Origin of the sequence: Pseudomonas sp., from assembly GCF_028293835.1 — a bacterium.
GTDB lineage: Bacteria > Pseudomonadota > Gammaproteobacteria > Pseudomonadales > Pseudomonadaceae > Aquipseudomonas.
The window spans coordinates 1-4,416 of record NZ_JAQGNX010000013.1; the positions used below are offsets into that span (position 1 = coordinate 1).

Here is a 4,416-nt window from a genome sequence, read left to right on the forward strand (position 1 = left end):
CAAAAGGTCCGTGGATTACTCGTCAGCGTTATCGCTGGCGTCACCGTTGTCACCGTCATCGCCATCGGCGCTGTCGGAGTGCTCAGGACGGTCACGACGCTCACGGCGCTCGCTGCGGTTTTCTTCAGCCTTGAGCATCTCGGACTGGCCAGTAACGGCTTCGTCGCGACGGATGACCAGGTTACGGATCACGGCATCGTTGTAACGGAAGTTGTCTTCCAGTTCAGACAGAGCCTTACCGGTGCATTCAACGTTCAGCATCACGTAGTGAGCCTTGTGAACATTGTTGATTGCATAGGCCAGTTGACGACGGCCCCAATCTTCCAGACGGTGGATTTTGCCGCCGTCTTCTTCGATCAGCTTGGTGTAACGCTCTACCATGCCGCCGACTTGCTCGCTTTGATCCGGGTGGACCAAAAAGATGATTTCGTAATGACGCATGAATGCTCCTTACGGGTTGTAGCCTGCCGCTAAAAAACGGTCAGACAAGGAGTGAATGACACTTGTGAGTCTTGCCCAGCACAGGCACAAGAACGCCTGCCATGACAGCAAGGGGCGCAATTGTAGAGAAGGGACTGAAGAGGCGCAAGGTAATTGGTGAAAAACTGAACAATCTCCGTAGGAGCAGTGGCATGACAGGCATGCCACATCAGGGCAGAGAAGAGTCAGGCTTTCTTGCCGGCTGCCTTTACGCTGCGCTGGCGCAGTGCTTCGAACAGGCAAACACCGGTGGCGACGGAGACGTTCAAGCTGCTGACGCTGCCCGCCATCGGCAGCTTTACCAGGTAGTCGCAATGATCACGCGTCAGGCGACGCATGCCTTTGCCTTCAGCGCCCATGATCAGGATGGTCGGGCCGGTCAGGTCTTGCTGATACAATTCAACTTCAGCCTCCCCTGCCGTACCGACTACCCACAACCCGCGCTGCTGCAGTTTTTCCAGGGTGCGCGCCAAGTTGGTGACGGCGACCAACGGTATAACTTCCGCTGCGCCACAGGCAACTTTTCGCACGGTCGGCGTCAACGTCGCCGACTTGTCTTTAGGCACGATCACTGCCAGCGCACCGGCCGCATCGGCAGTACGCAGGCAAGCACCCAGGTTATGTGGATCGGTCACGCCGTCCAGCACCAGAATCAGCGGCGCGCCTTCGGTACGGTCGAGGAGCTCGTCGAGCATCGCTTCGCCCCAGACCTGGCTTGGGCTGACTTCGGCGACGACGCCCTGGTGGACGCCTTCAACCCAGACGTCCATCTCGCGACGCTCAGCCTGACCTACCGACACACGGTTCTCGTTAGCCAATTGAATCAGCACCTGGACCCGCGGATCGTTGCGATTTTCAGCCAGCCAGACTTGCTTGACGCGTTTTGGGTGGTGTCGCAGCAGCGCTTCTACAGCGTGAACGCCGTAGATCTTTTCCAACGAACTCATGACTTGGCCTTAGGTTTACGCACCGCACCGCTTTTGGCGGCAGGTGCCGAGCCCGCCTTGGGCGGACCCTTACGGTGTTTACTTGCCTTGGCTGGCGGTTTACCCGAAGCAGCAGGGTCGGCTTTACTGGACTTTCCCCCAGCCGCCTTTCCACCACCTTTCGCTTCGGACAGCAACGCTTGCTTCATCTCACGGCTTTTGCGTACTTCAGCATTTTTCGCTGCAGCATCGCTTGGGCGGTACGCCTCGGTAACCGGCGCCGCCTTGGCTGGAGCGCCACGACGCCCGGCAGTTTTAGCTGGCGCTTCGGATTTCTCGGCAGCAGCAGGCGTAGTTTCAGCACCGCGACGCTTACGGCCAATCGGCGCCGTGATGGTCTTTTCAGACATCTCGAAGTCGATCTTGCGTTCGTCGAGGTCGACGCGCATGACCCGCACTTCTACGGTGTCGCCCAAGCGGAAGCTACGACCCGTACGCTCGCCCGCCAAGCGGTGATGCACAGGGTCGAAGTGATAGTAATCGCCCGGCAACGCCGTGACGTGCACCAGCCCTTCAACATAGATATCGGTCAGCTCAACGAACAGACCAAAGCCGGTAACGGCAGTGATCACACCCGGGAACGATTCGCCCACGCGGTCTTTCATGAACTCGCATTTGAGCCAGTTGACCACGTCACGGGTGGCCTCATCGGCACGCCGCTCGCTCATGGAGCACTGTTCGCCCAACTGCTCCAGAGCCGCCTCATCGTAAGGATAGATGCGCGCTTTCGGGATCATCATGGCACCGGCACGACGAACGTGCGGCGTGTCCAGCTTGGAACGGATCACACTGCGGATCGCACGGTGCGTGAGCAGGTCCGGGTAACGGCGGATCGGCGAAGTAAAATGCGTGTACGCCTCGTAATTCAGGCCGAAGTGGCCCTGGTTATCGGCGCTGTAAACAGCCTGGCTCAACGAACGCAGCATTACGGTCTGGATCAAGTGGAAATCCGGACGGTCCTTGATGCTGGCCAGCAGTGCCTGGTAGTCCTTCGGCGAAGGACCGTCTTTACCTTTGTGCAGCGACAGGCCTAGTTCACCAAGGAACGCGCGGAGTTTCTCCAAACGCTCTGGCGGCGGGCCATCGTGCACGCGGTACAAGGCCGGGATTTCGTGTTTTTTCAGGAAAGCTGCGGTGGCTACGTTAGCGGCCAACATGCATTCTTCGATCAACTTGTGCGCATCGTTACGGGTGGTCGGACGGATTTCAGCAATTTTGCGCTCAGTGCCGAAGATAATCCGGGTTTCCTGAGTTTCAAAATCGATCGCGCCACGGGTATGACGTGCCGCCAGCAACACCTTGTACAGCGAATAAAGCTGCTTCAGGTCCGGCACAACGTCGGAATATTCTTCACGCAGTTGCTTGGCTTCAGCGGTTTTCGGCTGTTCCAGAATGGCACTGACCTTGTTGTAGGTCAGACGTGCGTGGGAGTGAATGATCCCTTCGTAGAACTGGTAGTCGGTCATTTCGCCGGTTTTCGAGATAGTCATCTCGCACACCATGGCCAGGCGATCAACGTGCGGGTTCAGCGAGCACAGGCCATTGGACAGCTGCTCCGGGAGCATAGGCACTACGCGCTCGGGGAAATATACCGAGTTGCCGCGAACCTGGGACTCGTTGTCCAGCGCCGAACCGATTTTGACGTAGCTCGACACGTCGGCGATGGCGACGTACAGCTTCCAGCCCCCCGAAAACAAGCGCAGCTTGCCCGGCTTGGCTTCGCAATAGACAGCATCGTCGAAGTCACGAGCGTCTTCGCCGTCAATAGTCACGAACGGCAAGTGACGCAGGTCGACCCGATGTTCTTTATCTTTTTCTTCAACTTCCGGCTTGAGCTTGGCGGCTTCTTTGAGCACAGCCTCTGGCCAGACGTGGGGAATGTCATAGGTACGCAACGCGACATCGATTTCCATGCCGGGCGCCATGTAATTGCCCACCACTTCAACCACGTCGCCCTGGGGCTGGAAGCGCGCCGTCGGCCAGTGAGTAATTTTCACTTCGACAAATTGACCGACCTTGGCACTGGAGTTGCGCCCCGGCGTGATCAGCACTTCCTGCTGGATTTTCGGGTTATCCGGCACGACAAAGCCGATGCCGCCCTCTTCGAAGTAGCGACCGACGATGGTTTCGTGGGCGCGGGAGATGACTTCAACAATCACACCTTCACGGCGACCACGGCGATCGAGACCGGAAACCCGGGCCAGGCCGCGGTCACCGTCGAACACCAGACGCATCTGCGCCGGGCTCATGAATAAGTCGTCCGAGCCATCATCCGGGATCAGGAAGCCGAAGCCGTCACGATGCCCCGTGATGCGACCGAGGATCAGATCAAGCTTGTCCACAGGCGCATAAGTGCCGCGGCGGGTGTAGATCAACTGAGCATCGCGCTCCATGGCGCGCAAGCGACGACGCAGGGCTTCGAACTGATCTTCAGTTGTCAGGCCAAACTCTTCCACCAATTGCTCACGGCTTGCCGGCGACCCGCGGTCGGCAAGGTGTTGCAAGATCAGCTCACGGCTGGGGATAGGGTTTTCGTATTTTTCCGCTTCACGCGCGGCCTCGGGATCGAGGGACTGCCAATCGGCCATTAGAATGAGTTCACCTTATCTATATTTATTTAGTTTGGCATATACCTGATTGAAACGCGAAGACACCGTTCGTTACGCCCCCCTGCAATTCCGAAAAATATTTCACGGCGGGGGTTTACAGCCCCTACACTCATCCGTAAGATGCGCCCCACAACGACGGCAAACGTTGTTGTAGTTGAAAGTAAACGATAATTTCCGAGTCAAATCAGAGCTTATTGCTGAACCCAACGAACTGCCCAGATGGTGAAATTGGTAGACACGCCAGCTTCAGGTGCTGGTGACCGCAAGGTCGTGGAAGTTCGAGTCTTCTTCTGGGCACCAATTCAAACAAAACCGAGCCTCGTGCTCGGTTTTGTGTTTTC

General features: G+C 57.5%; 3 protein-coding genes and 1 tRNA gene. 1 reads left to right on the forward strand and 3 read right to left on the reverse strand.

Annotated features, from left to right (window positions below):
- Nucleotides 1-15 precede the first annotated feature (15 nt).
- From rpsF to rnr, 3 genes are all read right to left on the reverse strand, one after another.
- A complete protein-coding gene (rpsF, locus tag JWR17_RS01630; RefSeq protein ID WP_299827660.1) occupies nucleotides 16-441 on the reverse strand; it encodes a 30S ribosomal protein S6 in 426 nt (141 codons plus the stop codon).
- Nucleotides 442-665: 224 nt separating this feature from the next.
- Entirely contained in the window at nucleotides 666-1,427 is a 762-nt protein-coding gene (gene rlmB, locus JWR17_RS01635; RefSeq protein ID WP_299827662.1) for a 23S rRNA (guanosine(2251)-2'-O)-methyltransferase RlmB, read from the reverse strand.
- Nucleotides 1,424-4,054: a ribonuclease R gene (gene rnr, locus JWR17_RS01640; protein WP_299827664.1), complete on the reverse strand. Its 2,631-nt coding sequence runs from the start codon at nucleotides 4,052-4,054 to the stop codon at nucleotides 1,424-1,426. Before rnr ends, rlmB begins: the two co-directional genes overlap by 4 nt.
- 234 nt (nucleotides 4,055-4,288) lie before the next feature.
- On the opposite strand from rnr, the gene JWR17_RS01645 reads away from it, so the two are divergent.
- Nucleotides 4,289-4,375, forward strand: a tRNA-Leu gene (locus tag JWR17_RS01645).
- Nucleotides 4,376-4,416 lie beyond the last annotated feature (41 nt).

Coding starts and splice junctions, on each gene's coding strand:
- rpsF (WP_299827660.1), bottom strand. CDS start 441: ATGCGTCATTACGAAATCATCTTTTTGGTCCACCCGGATCAAAGCGAG.
- rnr (WP_299827664.1), bottom strand. CDS start 4,054: ATGGCCGATTGGCAGTCCCTCGATCCCGAGGCCGCGCGTGAAGCGGAA.
- rlmB (WP_299827662.1), bottom strand. CDS start 1,427: ATGAGTTCGTTGGAAAAGATCTACGGCGTTCACGCTGTAGAAGCGCTG.